General features: G+C 62.4%; 16 protein-coding genes. 7 read left to right on the top strand and 9 right to left on the bottom strand.

Features of this window, described 5'->3' with window-relative positions:
• Positions 1-320 precede the first annotated feature (320 nt).
• Entirely contained in the window at positions 321-1,040 is a 720-nt protein-coding gene (locus CHB88_RS13930; protein WP_089399934.1) for an SGNH/GDSL hydrolase family protein, read from the top strand.
• A 123-nt stretch (positions 1,041-1,163) separates the two neighbouring features.
• On the opposite strand, the gene CHB88_RS13925 is transcribed toward CHB88_RS13930, so the two are convergent.
• Complete coding sequence (locus CHB88_RS13925; RefSeq protein ID WP_245844967.1) at positions 1,164-1,517, bottom strand: CzcE family metal-binding protein; 354 nt, start codon at positions 1,515-1,517, stop codon at positions 1,164-1,166.
• A 310-nt stretch (positions 1,518-1,827) separates the two neighbouring features.
• On the opposite strand from CHB88_RS13925, the gene CHB88_RS13920 reads away from it, so the two are divergent.
• Positions 1,828-2,817 (top strand): ABC transporter substrate-binding protein, encoded by a 990-nt coding sequence (locus tag CHB88_RS13920; RefSeq protein WP_089399933.1) that lies wholly within the window; start codon positions 1,828-1,830, stop codon positions 2,815-2,817.
• 73 nt (positions 2,818-2,890) lie between these two features.
• On the opposite strand, the gene CHB88_RS13915 is transcribed toward CHB88_RS13920, so the two are convergent.
• Positions 2,891-5,596, bottom strand: coding sequence for a bifunctional diguanylate cyclase/phosphodiesterase (locus tag CHB88_RS13915; RefSeq protein ID WP_176442472.1), 2,706 nt, complete (start codon positions 5,594-5,596; stop codon positions 2,891-2,893).
• Positions 5,597-6,254: 658 nt separating this feature from the next.
• Here CHB88_RS13915 and CHB88_RS25880 point away from each other — a divergent pair.
• Positions 6,255-6,377, top strand: coding sequence for a hypothetical protein (locus CHB88_RS25880; RefSeq protein ID WP_281255020.1), 123 nt, complete (start codon positions 6,255-6,257; stop codon positions 6,375-6,377).
• Positions 6,378-6,547: 170 nt separating this feature from the next.
• Here the strand turns inward: CHB88_RS25880 and CHB88_RS13905 are convergent, their stop codons facing one another.
• On the bottom strand, positions 6,548-7,972 hold the full coding sequence (locus CHB88_RS13905) for an amidohydrolase family protein (protein ID WP_176442471.1): 1,425 nt from the start codon (positions 7,970-7,972) through the stop codon (positions 6,548-6,550).
• A 229-nt stretch (positions 7,973-8,201) separates the two neighbouring features.
• On the opposite strand from CHB88_RS13905, the gene CHB88_RS13900 reads away from it, so the two are divergent.
• The 3 genes from CHB88_RS13900 (at position 8,202) to hpf (ending at position 11,202) form a co-directional block, all read left to right on the top strand.
• Positions 8,202-9,950, top strand: coding sequence for a ShlB/FhaC/HecB family hemolysin secretion/activation protein (locus CHB88_RS13900; RefSeq protein WP_176442470.1), 1,749 nt, complete (start codon positions 8,202-8,204; stop codon positions 9,948-9,950).
• Between the two features lie 289 nt (positions 9,951-10,239).
• Positions 10,240-10,707: a hypothetical protein gene (locus CHB88_RS13895; RefSeq protein ID WP_245844966.1), complete on the top strand. Its 468-nt coding sequence runs from the start codon at positions 10,240-10,242 to the stop codon at positions 10,705-10,707.
• A 156-nt stretch (positions 10,708-10,863) separates the two neighbouring features.
• Positions 10,864-11,202 carry a ribosome hibernation-promoting factor, HPF/YfiA family gene (gene hpf, locus CHB88_RS13890; RefSeq protein ID WP_089399929.1) on the top strand — a complete coding sequence of 113 codons (339 nt, stop codon included), beginning with the start codon at positions 10,864-10,866 and terminating at the stop codon, positions 11,200-11,202.
• 58 nt (positions 11,203-11,260) lie between these two features.
• Here hpf and CHB88_RS13885 read toward each other — a convergent pair whose 3' ends face one another.
• A complete protein-coding gene (locus CHB88_RS13885; protein ID WP_089399928.1) occupies positions 11,261-11,710 on the bottom strand; it encodes a universal stress protein in 450 nt (149 codons plus the stop codon).
• Between the two features lie 260 nt (positions 11,711-11,970).
• Here CHB88_RS13885 and CHB88_RS13880 point away from each other — a divergent pair, with 260 nt between their 5' ends.
• Positions 11,971-12,396, top strand: a complete 426-nt coding sequence (locus CHB88_RS13880; protein ID WP_089399927.1) for a universal stress protein — start codon at positions 11,971-11,973, stop codon at positions 12,394-12,396.
• An 89-nt stretch (positions 12,397-12,485) separates the two neighbouring features.
• On the opposite strand, the gene fnr is transcribed toward CHB88_RS13880, so the two are convergent.
• The 5 genes from fnr to CHB88_RS13855 form a co-directional block, all read right to left on the bottom strand.
• On the bottom strand, positions 12,486-13,259 hold the full coding sequence (gene fnr, locus CHB88_RS13875) for a fumarate/nitrate reduction transcriptional regulator Fnr (protein ID WP_089399948.1): 774 nt from the start codon (positions 13,257-13,259) through the stop codon (positions 12,486-12,488).
• A gap of 211 nt (positions 13,260-13,470) precedes the next feature.
• Complete coding sequence (locus tag CHB88_RS13870) at positions 13,471-14,112, bottom strand: response regulator (RefSeq protein ID WP_089399926.1); 642 nt, start codon at positions 14,110-14,112, stop codon at positions 13,471-13,473.
• Positions 14,102-15,232: a hybrid sensor histidine kinase/response regulator gene (locus tag CHB88_RS13865; RefSeq protein WP_089399925.1), complete on the bottom strand. Its 1,131-nt coding sequence runs from the start codon at positions 15,230-15,232 to the stop codon at positions 14,102-14,104. Before CHB88_RS13865 ends, CHB88_RS13870 begins: the two co-directional genes overlap by 11 nt.
• A 14-nt stretch (positions 15,233-15,246) precedes the next feature.
• Entirely contained in the window at positions 15,247-15,660 is a 414-nt protein-coding gene (locus tag CHB88_RS13860) for a response regulator (protein WP_089399924.1), read from the bottom strand.
• A gap of 24 nt (positions 15,661-15,684) precedes the next feature.
• Positions 15,685-17,172 carry a sensor histidine kinase gene (locus CHB88_RS13855; RefSeq protein ID WP_089399923.1) on the bottom strand — a complete coding sequence of 496 codons (1,488 nt, stop codon included), beginning with the start codon at positions 17,170-17,172 and terminating at the stop codon, positions 15,685-15,687.
• Positions 17,173-17,177: the final 5 nt, after the last annotated feature.

Raw genomic sequence — 17,177 nt, 5'->3', positions numbered from 1 at the left:
CTTTCCGAAAAGCGCGACTTCTTCATGTAAAACTTCCTCGTTTTGATTAGAGAAAATTCTACCTTCATGCCCGCTTACTTTTCGGGAGGATTACCTCACCACGGCGGTTCAGGGAACGACAGGCGCTATATTACTGATACCGCCGTTCCGGTAGTACGGGGGCGAAACCAAATAGGGACTTTTCAATCCATTGTTGAAGTTTATTGTTGGGCCTCTGGACTCAGTCATCTTTAGGATGTCTATCAAATATCTGCCGACATGCTGATATATTGTGATGACGAGCATATCCATATACCGAAGCAACGTTCGATAATGACGCGATGAAAAAAGCGTTTATGAAGGCAATTGGGCTAGCAATTGCAATTTCAGCCCTTAAGACCAGCGCGATCCAAGCATCGACTTTGGCCACTGGTCGATCTGCGCCGCATCCCGACCGGATCATGGTGGAGTATTACGGCGCTTCTTCGGTGGTGGGTGTGAACGGCGCAATGCCTTCGAAGATTGCGAGACCCAATTCCGTTCAGCAGTTCGCATTGCGTACCAAGCAGCCAGTAGAGGGACACGGTGTCAACGGAACTTCGGCCATGGACCTTTTGTACGGCACCGGGGGGCATAGACCGGCCTGGAAGCAGAGAATGCTCGCGTCGAGAGCCAGCCACGTCATTATTGTCGCCGGGATCAATGACTGGCGATATGACATACCTACTTTTAAGAAAGCATTGGCTCAACTCGTGCTGACCGCTCAAGGTGCGGGGAAGCAGGTCGTACTCCAGACAACTCAGCCTACCGCACAGCGATTATCGGGTGGAAGCGATGAGTCGGACCGGGAAGTGGCAAACAGAGCAGGTGCGGTCCGCGAACTTGGCGCGGAGATCGGCGTACCGGTCATCGACGTGCATACATACTTAACCAACTATGCGATGGAGCACGGGAAGCAGATAGCCGAAATGATGCCCGATGGCCTGCATCCTGCGCCGTGGGTCTACCTGTTGATAGGCGATTATGCCGCCGAGCAGTTTGCTGCGCTGGTTCCGAAATAAGCTTGGCAACAGCTGGCCCTGATCGGCCGGGAGCGGTCAGGCGCATATACTCACAATCGCCGGCAGGAAGAGGCTGCTGGTGCCAGCATCAGCAAAAGCGCCGCCCTCAGAGACTCCAATAACCTAATTTTTGTCGCCACTGTCCCCGATATATCGTGGATCGGGAGAAACAAACGCTTCAACACGATGATCGAGAAGGCCGGGCGGAGCGATGAAGTTCAGATCGAAACGGCGTGGAGCCGTAGCGAAAAATTGCCACGCAAAGGATTTATCGCCAATCGCGAAATTGATGGTTTCCCCACCTTCCACGTTGACATAGCGGGTAGCTGGCGTAATGACCACGGTGCGCTGAGTTGGGTAGGCCGCTGCCGGAGCGCCATAGAAATCCGGGGTCACTGGCAACGGACTGCAGGCACTGGCCAAGCCCGCTAGCATCAGCGCGAACAGCGAAATGCGGAGCATGCGCAAGACGTTCATGAACTAACCCTCCATATCAACCATTGTAACGTTTTGCTTGTCAAATCGCTGCGGGCAGCCGGGGCATGACGGCCTGCATTGGGAAGCCTGCGGTGCGTGTAGAATCATTACGCTGAACCTGTGCCATTTGTTGGGGCAAAACCGGAGGCAAGGTGTACGACGTTGACGACGCGACGCCTTCTTTCAAGGCCGGCCTACCGGGATGCAACTCCGAACGGGGAGGCAAGGGTAAGGCACCGCGAGCAGCAGATGTGCCGCAACCAAATCAATCAACGGTCCCGAAGAGGACCACTACCAAGGAGGAACGACAATGACTGTCCCTTTGTCTGTCGCAGTGTGGGATTATGACCGCACTCGCGCCCTGTTCGATCGTCGCGTCGCCATTGAGGCATGCGACGCCACCTATCTGCCGCTGATGGTGGAAGAAACGTTTTTCCGTGCCTTGCGCTCCTCCGAGTTCGACGTCGCCGAACTTTCGCTCTCGAGCTATACCGCGTTGACTTCCCGTGGTGCCTGCCCCTACGTTGCCATCCCGGTGTTCATGTCGCGCATGTTCCGCCACTCCGCCATCTATGTGCGCAAGGACAGCGGCATCCGCGAGCCGAAAGACCTGATCGGCCGAAAGGTCGGCGTGCCCGAATACCAGCTGACGGCGCCGGTATGGGTGCGCGGCATCCTGGAGGATGAGTACGGCGTGAAGCCGTCGGACATCCGTTGGCGCACCGGCGGGGTAGAGGAGCCAGGTCGACATGAGAAGGTGGCAATCAACCTTCCGGCTGACGTCGAATGCGAAGCGATCCCAGTCGAGGAAACGCTCAATCAATGGCTGGTGGATGGCAAGATCGATGCATTGGTGGCGCCGCGGGCACCGAGCAGCTACGCGCAGGGGCATCCGAATATCGCGAGGCTTTTTCCTGATTTTCGCAGCGTCGAAAAGGCGTATTTCAAGAAGACCGGCATCTTCCCGATGATGCATGTGATTGGCATCCGCAAGGAACTGGTGGCCCAGCATCCATGGCTGGCTTCCAGCGTCTTCAAAGCATTCAACGAGGCAAAGAAGATTGCTCAGCGAGATTTGTCCGAAGTGGCGGCCCTGAAAACGACCATGCCCTGGTTGCCGGCGGAATACGAGGAGACGGTGGCACTGATGGGACAGGACTACTGGCCATACGGTGTTCATGGCAATGAAAAAGCGCTGGAGACCTTCTTGCGCTATCACCATTCCCAAGGCCTGTCGGCGCGCCAGATGCAGATCGGTGACCTGTTCGTGCCCTCAACCATGGAGCAGGTGAAGATCTGATTTTGATGAAGCCGGCCACACCCGGCTTCGCAGCATGCCCGGTTGCGCCGGGCTGCTGAATCGGCGCGAGGCGTCAACTATTTTGCGCCGCCAGTCGCAGGAAGCCGGGCGCTTTGAAGAGCAGCTTCTTTCGGAGAAATTGTTCCGCTTCATTGGCCGGTACCGGCTTGGAAATCAGATAGCCCTGTACCTCATTGCAGGAAAGATCCTGCAGGATTTCGAGCTGCTCAACGGTCTCAACCCCCTCCGCCACGACCTGCATGTCGAGGATATGAGCCATCGACACGATCGTCATGAAGAATGCCTGGCTCTGCTCGCCGTCGGCAAGGTTGCGGGTGAAGGAGCGGTCGACCTTGAGCACGTCCACGTCGAGTTGCTGCAGTTGGGAAAGCGATGAATATCCGGTGCCGAAATCATCCACCGAGATCCGCACCCCGATCGCCTTGAGTTTCGCCAAGCTGGCGCTGACCTTTTCGGTATCCGACATCATGCAGGATTCGGTAATCTCGAGCTCCACCAGGTCGGCCGGAATCGCGTGGCGCGCGAGTGCGCCAGTAAGGGTGGACACCAGATTGTCCGAGTTGAACTGCCTCGGCGAGACGTTCACCGAGACCGGCTTGAGCGGCAAGCCCATGCGGCGCCATTCTGCCAGCTGGCTGCATGCTTTCTCGAGGACGAGGGCGCCGAGTTCGACGATCAAGCCTGTGTCCTCGGCAACGGAAATGAATTCCAGCGGCGGCACCAGGCCGCGCTCCGGATGCTGCCAGCGCACCAGAGCCTCCATGCTGCGCAGCTCGCCGGAGCGTGTGTCGACACGCGGCTGGTAGTGCAACAGGAATTCATCCGCCTTTACCGCATGGCGCAGCGCCTGTTCGATGCCCAGTTTGTGCAGCAAGGCGTCGGACATGGCGCCCGCGTAGAACTGGAAATTGCCCTTGCCTTCAGCCTTGGCGGCGTACATGGCGACATCGGCATGCTGCAGCAGGATGGACATGTCGGTCCCGTGGTCCGGATAGACGCTGATGCCGATCGACGCATTGATGACGTGCCTGGCGCTCTCATCGCCGCCATCGTAGGGACGGGACAGGTCTTCCACGAGACGGGAGGCGACGCGGGCGATATGGTCGTTATCCACAATACGCTGCAGGATCACGGTGAATTCGTCCCCGCCGAGCCGTACGACATGATCGCCCGGCCGCAGCAGCGTTTTCATACGCTGCGCCGCCGCCTTCAGCACCGCGTCGCCGGCGGCGTGCCCCTTGGTATTGTTGACGTTCTTGAAGTCGTCAAGGTCGATATAGAGGATGCCGACCTTGGCGCCGGCTTTTCCGGCACGCTCCAGGCATTCTGGCAGGAATTGGGCCAGCCAGTGGCGGTTGGGAAGCCGGGTCAGCGCATCGCTGTTGGCCAGTTCCGCCATGGCCTGCGCATGGGTTTTGGCATCGGTGATGTCGCGCAGCGTAACCGCCACCCCGCTGCCGGAACGGATGATTCGCCGCTGGTACCAGACGGTCCTGGTCTTGGCGACGAAATCATAGTGCATGCGGAATTCGTCTTCGTGAAAGCCGTGGGCCATCGCCTGGCGGAAGATGCCTAGCACGATGCCGGACTTGGGTGGCGGGTACAGGCCGGTGAGTCGCCCGCCGATCAAATGCTGCTTGCTGGTGCCGAAGAAGTCGGCGCCTTGCTGATTGCAATCCTCGATGATGAAATCGCGGATCTCTCCGCTGGCGGCATAGTCGGCGCGCAGCATGAAGAACGATTCGCGCGCATGGTCGGTGGCGAGGCGGTAGGTATTCTTGATCTCTTCTTCATGGCGTCGTCGCTGGGTTAGCCGCGCCGAATAAATAGCGCCCATCAACGCCATCAACGCCAGCATGACCGTGCCGGCTGCAGCCATGCCGAGGTAAGCGCGCCGCATCTCCTCGTAAGGCGCATAGACGGCCTTTTCCGCTAGCGCCGCCAGCGCCACGAGCGGATAGTTGTCGATGGCTTTCCAGGCAACGATGCGCGACAGGCCGTCAATGTTCTGGTCGGCAGGAAGAATGTACATGCCGCTGTTGCCGTCGAAGCGCATCGGATTGCGGGCGATGCTCCTGTGGCGCCGGATGTTGTCACCCATTTCCGCGGCGAGCATCGTGCCGTCGCGCGTCAATACCGCCAGCACGTCGTCGCGGCTGGCCAGCGCGCGGCCATACAGGGAAGTCAGGAAGTCGGGCTTCACGCTGACGAACACGACGCCGGCGAACTTGCCGTCGGCGCCCAGCAGGGCGCGGGAAAAGTTGACCGTCTTGCCTTCATGGAGGCGGCTGTTTTCAATCGGGGTGATTTCCAGGCCGTGGGTCTTGCCGCTTTTGTGCCGGCTTAAGTAAGGCCGGTCGGAAAAATCCAGTTCGCCGGCGTTCACCCTCAGCGAGGTGGCCAGCATGCCGTTCGCATCGGTGATGCCGACGATCAGTGCATGTTCTTCCGGATACAGCCCCTGATTGGCCTGTTCTTCCAGGCGGAAGGTGTCCCGGGACTTGCGCCAATAAAAGGCGGTGGTGCGGGCGATCTGGTCGAGCTGGCCCACGCCGCGCGTCAATTGTTCCGCGTATGAGCCGGCCAGCGAGGCGGCTTCCCGGAAGGCGGCGTCACGCAGATTGCGTTTCTCTGCCGAGAGGGTGGACGCGACAATGCTCCAGATGACCAGGCACACCAGCATGCAGAAAAGCGGCCAGCCGAGCGTGGCGCGCGGGTTGCTGCGAATGACAGCGATATCCTGGATGAATTGGCGCAAGCGCCCGTGCGTGTCTGTAAAGCCCATTACCAACTTTGGTTTAGTAATAATCTGGTTATAAGGGCGAGGTCTGTCTCATGGACGCCATGATTTCCGGCATGCTGCTCCGCAGGATGATAAAGCGTCTCGTGCCGTGGGTAAATAGGCGGCGATGGCAGAAGTCGCCGAGCATGGCCGGCGAGCCTCTAGGGCAGGCATTTAGGCGAGCGGAACGTTCGGCCACCTGTGGGAGTTTCACGACGGCCGATGTCCCTTACGCCTACAGGGATTTCCATTTATCTGGACTGGTGGGGCAGCAGGCCGGTCTTTATCTTTTACCACGATGTTCCGATCACGGACGCCTCTTCCCGATGGAGAGCGCCCGTCCGTTCGTCTGCTGGAAAGTTCGCTCGAAAACAACATGAAAAACCTGAAAATCGGAACCCGCCCAGGCCTTGGCTTCGGTCGGCCAGATGGACGATGTCACCCAGCAGAATGCGTCGCTGGTGGAGGAGGCTGCCGCCGCGTCTCAGGCGCTGCAGGAGCAGGCCGCGGAACTGGCGCATATGGTCAGCATGTTCAAGCGCATGCACTCGACCAGGCCGCGGCCGGTCATCCGGCTGGCGCCGCCCTGTCGCAGCAGGTCCCCGGCCGTGCCAAACCGGTGCACAAGCCGGCATTGCGCACCAAGGCTGCGTCGCCGACGAGCAAGGCCGGCACCGCTTTCGTGGCACGGCCGGTCGCCATACCGACGGCCGCACTGGCAGCCGTCGGCGACAATGACGACTGGGAGGAATTCTGATCCGATCGGGCGGCCGGCGTGCCGCCCGCGCTTACGGAACGGCAGGCCTTGGCCTGCCGTCTTCATTTCACGAGGAAGGGTTCGGCAAGCGTTCTGGCCGCTGGCCGATGTGTTCGGGAATTGAGCATGCGATAGCGCTTGCCTGCATGCCATCGCGCACCCGCAGTCCCTCAGGGCTGCTTCTTCTGGACCCGGTCCGCCATTTCCTGGCGCATGATTTCCTCGTTGCGACGGGCGGCGGCTTCGGCCAGCGCCTGGCGGTTCACGCCGCCCACTTCGCCGTTCGACTTCAGCATGCGGCCATCCACCATCACCAGTTTCACGTCGGCCGGCTGGGTCGATTGCACCAGCAGGTTGGCGACGTCGGTCAGGGGCATCATGTGATAGCCGCGCAGATCGACCAGGATCAGGTCGGCGCGCTTGCCCGGCGTCAGCGAGCCGATGCGATCATCCATGCCGATGGCCTTGGCGCCGCCTATCGTGGCCAGTTCCAGCAGTCGCCGCGCCGGCAGTGCGAACTCGTCCTGCAGCAGACCCGAAGCGGCATTCTGCGTCGCCCGCATCACGTCGAACATGCTGCCATTGCCGGTGATGGAAGCGGTATCCACCGACAGGCCGACCGGAATGCGGCGCTTGAGCAGTTCATTGGTGCGGGGGAAGCCGTATCCCACACGCATCTCCGACACCGGGCTCAGCGATACCGCCGCGCCGCTGCCGACGATGCAATCGTACTCGGCGTCGCTCAGCAGCATCGCATGGATCAGCAGCACCTCCTTGCGCAGCAGCTTGGCATCGCACAGCTTCTGCACCATGTCCTTGTTGCGCGCAATCTGGTTCACGTGCACGGTAATCGGCAGGCCGAGCTTCTGGGCGGCGCCGAATTCCTGGTCCACCACTTCCTTTGGCACGCCAGGCAGCGGGCCGCGCACCGCCATGCCGAGGTCGAGCAGCCCCTCCGGCGAGAACTCGTTCCAGCGCTGCTTCACGGCCGCGATGTCGTCCAGATTGCTAACCTTGTCCGGCTCGATGGTGGTGAAGTAGCCATAGGAGAAGCGGCCGCGGATGCCGAGATCCTTCAAGGCCTTCAGGCCGGCGCGCGCATGGTCGCTGCTGCGCAGGTTGTGGCTCCAGTCATGGACGAAAGTGGTGCCGGAGTTGATGGCTTCGGCGCCGGAGATCATCACGCCAAGATACTCGTCGTCCGGCGTGAACTGCGGCCCGGCCTTCTTGTGCACCACGTCGAAATAGCCGTGGCCGGTGCGGTCGCCTTCCATGCCGCGTACCAGCGTGTTCCACATGTGCCAGTGGGTTTCCACCAGGCCGGGCATGACGACGGCATGGCTGCCGTCGACGATGTCGGCATTCGGCGGCGCCTGAAGGTTCTTGCCGACGGCCATGATGCGTCCGTCGCCGACCAGCACGTCGCCGGCAGGGACGTCGCCGAGCGCCGGGTCCATGGTCATCACATAGGCATTGCGAATCAGTGTCGGCTTGCGCGCCGGCAGGGGCTGGGCGATGTCCGCCGACCAGGCGTCGGCGCAAAGCGTCAGGGTGAACGAAGCCGCGAGCGCGGCGATGCGGGCTTTCCTTGCCATATCTCCTCCATCAACGTGTTTGATGTTTTTCTTGATGTCTGTATTGCGCCAGCGGGCCGGCATGCGGGCGGTTTGTCGAGTGTAGCACGCGGCTGGGCTGCGCTCTTTCGCCATCGAACCGTGCCGCCGCGGCGGCGCGTCCCACGAAACCGGGATGACATAGTTCATATGGTTGCTTGGCAAGCCCTTACTTATGCTCGGGGTTCGACTTTGCCATATCCCATTCGCCATGACACCTGCCAACGCCCGACGAGCCGCTCCTCCGCGCGCCGCTGCAATCCAGTCCTCTTTGCCGGCTGCGGCACGGATACGGCACAGGCCGCTGCTGGCGGTGCTGCTTGCCGCGTTCGGCGCCGCCGCCCAGGCGCAGGTGCCGGATGCCGGCAGCCTGCTCAGGGGCATAGAGCAAGCGCCTCCGCCCGCGCCACCGCGGCTCGACGCCAAACCTTCGACGACGCTGGAGGCCCAGTCCGTCGGCGATACCGTCGAAGTGCGTGCCTTTCGCATCAGCGGCAACACCTTGCTCCCGGAAGACAAGCTGCAGCAGCGGCTGGCGCGCTACATCGGCCGCGCGCTGACCTTGCCGCAGCTCGAATCCGCCATCTCCGAGCTGAGTCTGGCGTATGCCGACGCAGGCTACGGCGCCCGTGCCTACCTGCCGCCGCAGGATGTGATGAACGGCGAAATCCAGGTCATGGTCATCGAAGGCCGTTTTGCCGCGCTGCGGCTGAGGCCGGCGGACGGCCTACCCGGCATGCCGGCGGAGCGCGTGCGGCGTTACGTGGAAGCGGTGCAGCAGGCTGGCCAGCCGATGCAATTGGATCAGCTCGAACGCGGCATGACCCTGCTCAACGACTTGGCGGGCGTGCGCGCCAATGCCGCGCTCGACGCCGGCAAGGAGGCGGGCGACATCGACTTGCTGCTCGATCTGCGTCAGACGCCGCGTGTCGACGGCAGCATCGACCTGGCCAACACCGGGTCTCGCAGCACCGGCACGCTGCAGGCCAGCGGCCTGCTGAACCTGAACAATCCCTTCGGCGGCGGCGATCAGGCCAACCTGCGCTTGCTGGCCACGCAGGGCTCCAATTACATCCGGGGCGGTTATGTGCGGCCGATCGGCGTCGAAGGCTGGAAGCTCGCCGTCCATGCCGCCTGGTACGACTACCGCCTCGGCGCCGAACTGGCGGCCACCAATGCCGCCGGCCGGGCCACCGTCTACGGCGCCAGCCTCAGCTATCCGCTCGTCATCACCCGCATGAGCAAGCTTCACTTCTCCGGCATGCTGGAAAGTCGCGGCTACCTGAACCGCGCCAATGGCGCGACCATCAGCGACAAGCAGATGGAGGTGTTCACCGCATCGCTGTCCGGCGGCACCTTCGATGGCTGGATGGGCGGCGGCTACACCGGCTACGGCATCGGCCTGGCCACGGGCCGCCTGGCGCTCGACAATGGCGGCGATGCGGCGGCCGATGCCCAGGGACCGAAGGCGGCGGGCAACTATTCGAAACTCGGCTGGAACTTGCTGCGCTATCAAAGTGTCGGCAGCGCCTGGACCCTGTCCTTGTCAGCCAATGGGCAGAATGCATCGAAGAACCTCGATTCTTCCGAGAAGCTTTACCTCGGCGGGCCGAGCGGCGTACGCGCCTATCCCGTCAACGAAGGCGCGGGCGACCACGGCTGGCTGCTGAATGCAGAAATTCGCCGTGCCATCACGCCGGCCGTTCAGGCAGGCGTCTTTGCCGATCGCGGCTTGGTACAGCAGCACAAGACGCAATGGGCTGGCGCCGCCGGACCGGCCAAGGTCGGGCTGTCCGGCATGGGCGCCTCGCTCTCCTGGAGCCGGGATGGCTGGGCGGCAAAAGCCATGATGGCATGGCGCATCGGCGAGAATCCGCTGCGCAATCCCACCACCGGAAAGGACAGCGACGGCAGCAAGCGGGTGCCGCAGATCTGGCTCCAACTGCAGAAAGTGTTCTGAGCCCGATTCGATCACGCGTTTTTCATGCACGGGCGGCAGCGCGGCACAGGCCACCGACCATTCCAGGTTCTGCCGGTTGCGACTCTCCGCTTGCAAACTTTGCGCTGCGCAGGCAAACCCTGCACGTCCGGAACGCAGCGCATGGTTCGCTCGATGCCTTGCTGCATTTCCTCCCGTACCGACGGCGGCTCCAGGCAGGGCGAAAGCACCGTGGCGCCCGTTCGCAGAGGCTGATCTGCCGGTCGCAGGCAGATGAAAATTTCATCCGCTTAACTCGCAAGCGAGTGGCATGGATATTGCAAAAATCGTTTGCTCCGGCGATGCATTCGCCCGTGATTTCATCAACGAAACAGGAGCAATCATGGCATCAAGCACTCTCGATCCCGACAACATGCCTGAATCCGACCGCAGTTTGGGTATCGGCCACGGCACCGATGCCTTGGGACCCAGCGACATCTCCGACTCGGGCAGCGATGTTCAGGGCGGCCTGCGGGCGGTGGAAGAGGAGGTGCTCGGCCTGGACCGCGGTACCAACGAAGACCCCGACAGCCATACGCTCGAGGTCAGCCACGACAGCGACGACATGACCGGCACCGGCGAGCAGTCGACGGCCGGACGCAACGGCGATGTCAGCCTGGACAGCGACATTGGCATCGATCGCATCGACTATATCAATCCGGAGGACGACCCGGACTTCGATCTCGATGCGGCACCGCCGCCTCGTTCCAGCGAAGGACGCGGCGCAGACCGGCGCTGAGCCGTTTCCCTCCAGGCCTGACCGCCTGCTTCGCGGCGGGCAGGCCTTCCCTTGCCGCCGGCCGTTTCATTCCCGTCCTTTCGCGCTCGTGCGTGCGGTACGAACCATGGCTGGCGTCATTGGTCACATTTCTACCCCACCACAGGAGAGACAAGCATGAACCTGCTACTTACCGGACAGCATGTCGACATCAGCCCGGCGATCCGTGAATATGTAGAAACGAAGCTGGAGCGTGTCATCCGGCATTTCGACCAGATCATCGACATCGCGGTCATCCTCGGCGTCGAAAAGCCGTCGGAAAAGGACAAGCGGCAGCGCGCGGAAGTGAATTTGCGGGTCAAGGGCAATGTCTTTCACCTGGACCATTACGCGGAAGATTTGTATGCGGCCATCGATGGCCTGGTCGACAAGCTGGACCGCCAGGTGCTGAAGCACAAGGAAAAAATTCAGAGCCACCAGCATGCGCCGGTGAAGCATCTGAGCGCCGGCCTGTAGGCACGGCGCAGTGATGGCCGGAAAGGCCGTCCCTGGCATCGCGGCTCAGCGCGCCACCTCAGCGCACCACCAGCACCGGCAGCGTGGAGTAAGCCAGCACTTTCTGGGTCTCGCTGCCGAGCAGCAGCCGGCTCATGCCGGTGCGGCCGTGCGAGGCCATCACGATGGCGTCGCATTTCGCGTTCCGGGCCACATCCACGATTTCCTCATACGGGCTGGCGGAGACCTTCACGACGGTTTCGCACGGCACCTTGGCTTCCCTGGCCGCTTCGGCGATTCGTTCCACGTTCTTCTGCGCCAGCGCGGCGGTTTTCTCTTCGAAGGACCGGGCATCGCTGACGATCAGGCTGGAGCCATCCGGCCGCGGCGAATGCGGGTAGGGATAAGGCTCCGCCACCGACATGCCCACCAGACTTGCGCCCAGCGAGCGCGCCAGTTCCACAGCGTTGGCAATCGCTTTGTCGGATAGGGCCGAGCCATCGGTCGGCACAAGTATGGTCTTGAACATGACGCCTCCAGTCAGTGAGGTGGATCGGGATTGCATTGCTCGCAGCATAGATTCGGGACCCCCGGCGCGCTTGATCCAAGTCAAAAATGCAAACAAGGTGCACCGCCTCGGCGAGGATCAAGCCGCTGAGCCAATCCGAAAAGGGAAGACTGAAAATTTTGATGTGGATCATGCGTGCGGCGGCCTGCCGTCACTAGGATGGCGTCATTGCGTAGTGCCCGACGGGACGGGCCGATACGAGATCATGAACGGGAGGAAGAATGAAGATTCTGATGGCGGTGGATGGCTCCGAATACACCCGCAAGGCCGTGGATTATGTGCTCAAGCACCTTGATTGGTACCAGGGCCAGCCGGAACTGCATTTGCTGCATGTGCATGCGCCGATCCCGCCGGGCCGCGTGCGGGCAGTGCTGGGCACGGATGCAGTGGAAGCCTATTACCGCGACGAGTCCGCTGCGGCGCTGTCCGGGGCGGAGCAGGTGCTGCGCGAACGCGGCATCGGCTTCAAGTCGGGCTACCGGGTCGGCGATATCGGCGAGCAGATCCAGGCCTATGCCGAACAGAATGGCATCGATCTGCTGGTGATGGGTTCCCACGGTCACGGCGTTCTCAGAAATCTGGTGCTGGGGTCCACCGCCACGCGGGTGCTGGCGTCGAGCAAGGTGCCGGTGCTGCTGATCCGGTAAACGGGAACGGGCCGCAAGCGGCCTGGAAGGCGGTCGCAGGGCAGGCGGCCGCCGGAGCAGTAAGTGCAATGAATGCAGATGCGAAGGCTTCAGTGCGCCGTATTGCCCTGCATGGCAAGCTGCTTCAGCATCGGCAGGTCCAGCAATTCGATTTCGCGGTTGCTCACTTTGAGCAGGGCCTGTTTCTTGAAGCGGGCAAGCAGGCGGCTGATGCTTTCGATGGTCAGGCCGAGGTAGTTGCCGATGTCTTCACGGGACATGCGCAGCTGGAAGCTGGTCGGCGAATAGCCGCGCACCTTGTAGCGCGAAGACAGATTGACCAGGAAGGCGGCAAAGCGCTGTTCGGCGCGCATGTTGCCGAGCAGGAGCATGGTGTTCTGGTCGCGGGTGATTTCCTGGCTCATCAGGCGGTGGAAATGGCGCAGCAGGGTCGGCATTTCGGCAAACAGCTGCTCCAGCTGGGCGAACGGAATTTCGCAGACTTCGCTGTCTTCGAGCGCCACCGCATAGCAGTGGTGGCGGTCGGTGCTGATGGCATCCATGCCGAGCAGTTCGCCGGCCATGTGGAAGCCGGTGATCTGCTCGTCGCCGGCCGGCGTGACCTGATGGGTCTTGAAGTGGCCCAGGCGCACCGCGTACAGCGTGGTGAACGGATCGTCCATGCGGTACAGCGCCTCATCCTTCAGCACCTTGCGGCGGCGGCCGATGATCTTGTCCAGACGGTTCATCTCCGACTCGCACAGGCCCGTTGGCAGGCACAGGCTGTGCAGGCTGCAAGTCGAGCAATGGTCGCGCGAGTGCAGCGAGCGCGCATCCTGCACACGGGGAGCGGATGTTTTGTCGATGTGTGCGATGGAGATCATGATGGTCACCGTTGATAACTGAAATTGTTGGCTGCTTCGCCTGCAAGCGAGCAGGACTGCAGCGTATGCGAGCAGTATCATCAATTCGAGACGGGACCGGTATCGGCAAAGACGGACTGATTCCTGTAGCAAAAACCCGGACATCGGCTTGTAGGGCTTCCCCCACAAACTTCCGATCGTTTGCCGCGATGAAATCCTTCCGCCTGCCTTGCTACATCAGCAAACCGTTTTCAATGGCATAACGGGTCAGTTCGGCGTTGCTCTTCATGCCCATCTTTTCCAGGATGCGGGCGCGATAGGTGGTCACGGTATGCGGGCTGAGATGCAGGGTCTCGGCGATCTTCACCAGGCTTTCTCCGGCAGCGATCAGCTTCATCACTTCCAGCTCCCGGTTGGAGAGGGTGTCATGCGAGGCGGCGCTCGCATTGCCGAACATGCCGGCCAGCTTTTCCACCAGGGCCGGGCTGAAATATTTGCCGCCGGCGGCGGCCTTGCGCACCGCGCCGATCAGCGTGGCTTCCGGCGTGTCCTTGGTGAGATAGCCGGCGGCGCCGAGCTTGACCGCCCGCACCGCATAGATTTCTTCCGAATAGGTGCTCAGGATCAGCACCGCCAGCTTCGGCTTTTCGGTGCGCAGCTGCTTGAGCAGGTCGAGCCCGTTCTTGTCCGGCATGGCGATGTCGACCAGGGCCACGTCGAAGTTCCTCTCCCTGACCAGTTCCAGAGCCTGCTGCGCATTCTCGGCTTCGCCGTCGATGCTGATGTCGTCGGCATCGGCCAGCATCAGTTCCACGCCCTTTCGCACCACGGCATGGTCGTCCACCAGGAGGACGCTGATCTTTTTATTCGTCATGAGGAGTCTCCAGGGGCAGCCGCAACAGCACCCGGGTGCCTGCGCCGGGCGTGCCGGTGATGCTGAGTTTGCCGCCGAAATGGCGGGTGCGTTCGTGCATGCCGATGATGCCGAACGATTCGCGTTTGTCGGCGCCGCTGTCGGCGATGCCGCGGCCGTCGTCGGTGATCTCCACCGTGAGCACGTCGTCGCTGCACATCGCTTCGATCGTGACGCGGCCGGCGTCAGCATGGCGCACGACATTGGTCAGCGCTTCCTGCACCACCCGGAACAGCATGGTGCTGCGCTGCGCGTCCAGCTCCATGGCAGCGGCGCTGGCATCGATGCGGCAGGTGCACTGCATGCCGGAGCGCTTTTCGATCTGCCCGGCGTACCATTCAAGCGCCGCCCACACGCCGAGCTGGTCCAGCACGCTCGGGCGCAGGTCGGTGATCACCCGGCGCACCGCTTCCAGCGCGGTATCGGCCAGGCCGGCGGCATCGGTCAGCAGCGGGTCGGGCGGCGTGCCGGCGCGCGCGGCACGGCGCAGATAGACCGAGACATGGGCCTTGATGCCGGTCAGCAGACCGCCCAGTTCGTCATGAATCTCGCGGGCGATGCGCTTGCGCTCCTCTTCCTTGACGCTCTCCAGGTGGGCGGCAAGCTGGCGCAGCTGGGTCTGCGACTGGCGCAGCGCGATCTCGGCCTGGCGCTTGCCTTCGTCGAGCCGGCGCTCGCGCAGCATGCGCTGGATCGCCCCCGGCAGCAGTTCGAGGTAGCGGCGCTCGGTGTCCTTGCCGATGTAGTCCCAGGCACCGCGCTTCATCGCCGTCACCGCCACCGCCGCGCTGTCGGCGCCGGTGAGGAGGATGACCGGATAGGCCGGCTTGCCGCTGTCATCGGTGATCTCGGTCAGGAACTCCAGGCCGTCGAGATCGGGCAGCTGGTAATCGAGCAGGATGCAGTCCGGCCGTTCCTCTCGGGCCAGCTGCAGCCCTTCGCGGCCGGTTTCGGCTTCGATCATGCTGAAGTCGATGTCGGGGCTGGCGGCGAAGGCGCGGCGGCAGGCAATGCGGTCCACCACATCGTCATCGACGACGAGTACGCGGATGTGCGGACGCTGTCCGGCTTCGGTAGGCATGGTCGGTATCAGGCTCAGGGCAGCTCGCTGATGGTCCAGTACAGGTCGATGGAGCGCATCATCTCCACGAACCGGCGATAATCCACCGGCTTGGCCATGTACCCGGCGACGCCGAGGTTGAAGCTGTTGAGCTTGTCCTGTTCTTCCTGGGAGGTGGTGAGCACCACCACCGGGAAGCGGCGCAGCGCCGGATCATGCTTGACCACGTCCAGAAATTCGATGCCGTTCATGATCGGCATGTTCAGGTCGAGCAGGATGATGCAAGGCTTTTCCGCAGAGGGATTGCGCAGGTACTCCAGCGCCTGCTCGCCGTTTTCCAGGTTTACCACCGGGTTCATGACGTGGATTTCCTTCAAGGCGCGGCGAATGGTCATCACGTCGACCTGGTCGTCCTCCACCAGCAGGATGGGCTTGTTGCTTGTCTTCATTCGTCCTTTCCGATCGGATCAATGTCAGTCGGCGCCGGGGTGCTTGGGCAGCGTGAAGCTGAAGGTGGTGCCTTCGCCCATGACCGATTCGACGCGAACCTTGCCGCCGTACATTTCGACGATCTTCTTCACCAGCGCCAGTCCGACGCCGGTGCTTTCGATGCGGTCGCGCGGCGCCAGGGTCTGGAACAGCTGGAAGATGCGCTCGAAATGGCGCGCCTCGATACCGGGGCCATTATCGCGCACCGAGAAGCGCCAGCAATCGCCTTCGTCGGCCCAGCCGACATCGATCAGACCCCGCGGCTTGTCCATGTACTTGATGGCGTTCGAGAGCAGATTCTGAAACACCTGCTGCATGCGGGTCGGCTCCGACAGCACCTGCGGCAGGTCGGGCGCGACGCGGATCTCGATGCCTTGCGGCGGCGCCAGCAGATCCACGGTCTCGCGCAGCAGCTGGTTCAGGTCCACCGGCACCGGCGCTTCCTTGATGCGGCCGACGCGCGAGTACTGCAGGATGCCGTCGATCAGGGCGCCCATGCGATGCACCCGACTGATCAGCAGCCGCATGTGCTCGCGGCCCTCGTCGTCGAACTTGTCGCTGTAGTCCTGGGAGAGCCAGTCGGCCAGGGAACCGATGGCCCGCAGCGGCGCCTTCAGGTCGTGCGAAACGACGTAGGCGAAGCTGCTCAGCTCTTCGTTGGCGCTGCGCAGGTCGCGCAGCAGGCGCGCATGCCGTTCCTCCGCCTGCTTGCGTTCGCTGATGTCGCGCACCATGCCGGTGTACATGCGCCGCCCGCCGATCCGCATCTCCGCCACCGCGAGGTCCATCGGAAAGACGGAGCCATCCTTGCGCTGGCCGAACACCTCGCGGCCGATGCCGATGATGCGGCGTTCGCCGGTGGACTGGTAGCGCTGCAGATAGCCATCGTGGCTCTCGCGGTCGGGGGAAGGCATCAGCATGGAGACGTTGCGGCCGACCATTTCGGACTCGTCGTAGCCGAACAGCCGCACCGCCGCCGGATTGCAGCGTTCCATGATGCCGCGCTCGTCGATGGTGATGATGGCATCGACCGCGGTATCGACGATCGCGCGCATGCGCGCCTCGCTCTCCAGCAGCCCCAGTTCCGCCTGCTTGCGGCGGGTGATGTCGTAGATGGTCGCCATGACGGCCGGTGCCCCGGATTCGCTCGGCAGCGGCGACAGGCTGATCTCGACCGGGAATTCGCGGCCGTCGCGGTGGCGCGCGAACAGCTCCAGGCCGAGACCCATCGGCCGCGCCTTGGGCTGGGAGCCGAATCCGCTGCGCTGCGCCACATGGCCGCCGCGCAGGCGTTCCGGCAGCAGAACCTCGATGGCCTGGCCGAGCAGTTCATCCTCGGTGTATCCGAACAGCTGCAGCAGCCGCGGATTGGCGAGCACGATCTTGCCGTCGCGGCCGGCGATCAGCATGGCGTCGGTTGCCGAATTGATAAGCCATTCAAGGCTTTTGCCTTCTAGGTTAAGCAGGTTCATCGATG

This window comes from Noviherbaspirillum humi, assembly GCF_900188095.1.
Taxonomy (GTDB): domain Bacteria; phylum Pseudomonadota; class Gammaproteobacteria; order Burkholderiales; family Burkholderiaceae_D; genus Noviherbaspirillum; species Noviherbaspirillum humi.
Note: the sequence above shows the minus strand (reverse complement) of the source record. Positions and strands in the feature narration are given on the sequence as shown.